The organism is Clostridioides sp. ZZV15-6383, from assembly GCF_020657735.1.
Classification (GTDB): domain Bacteria; phylum Bacillota; class Clostridia; order Peptostreptococcales; family Peptostreptococcaceae; genus Clostridioides; species Clostridioides difficile_D.
Genome location: NZ_JAGWCV010000189.1, coordinates 1 through 305 on the forward strand (window position 1 = coordinate 1; position 305 = coordinate 305).

Annotated in this window: 3 tRNA genes; all 3 read right to left on the reverse strand. The window is 54.1% G+C overall.

The window, feature by feature from the left end:
• Positions 1-7 precede the first annotated feature (7 nt).
• The 3 genes from KGF42_RS19400 to KGF42_RS19410 all read right to left on the reverse strand — a co-directional run bounded on the left by KGF42_RS19400 (position 8) and on the right by KGF42_RS19410 (position 253).
• Positions 8-93: transfer RNA gene (locus KGF42_RS19400), tRNA-Leu, on the reverse strand.
• Positions 94-98: 5 nt separating this feature from the next.
• A tRNA-Asn gene (locus KGF42_RS19405) sits at positions 99-173 on the reverse strand.
• A 6-nt stretch (positions 174-179) separates the two neighbouring features.
• Positions 180-253, reverse strand: a tRNA-Cys gene (locus KGF42_RS19410).
• Positions 254-305 lie beyond the last annotated feature (52 nt).

The following is a 305-nucleotide window of genomic DNA, read 5'->3' on the forward strand; positions in this document are numbered from 1 at the left end:
TTATAAGTGCCGAAGACCGGAATCGAACCGGTACGAGAGGTAAGTCCCGCAGGATTTTAAGTCCTGTGCGTCTGCCAGTTCCGCCACTTCGGCTTTTTTGGCTCCAAGGGTGGGGCTCGAACCCACAGCCTACCGGTTAACAGCCGGTTGCTCCACCATTGAGCTACCTTGGAATATTTTGGAGGCGACACCCAGATTCGAACTGGGGATCAAGGAGTTGCAGTCCACTGCCTTACCACTTGGCTATGTCGCCGCCTTTTTGGTGATCTATCCGCGACTCGAACGCGGGACACCCTGATTAAAAG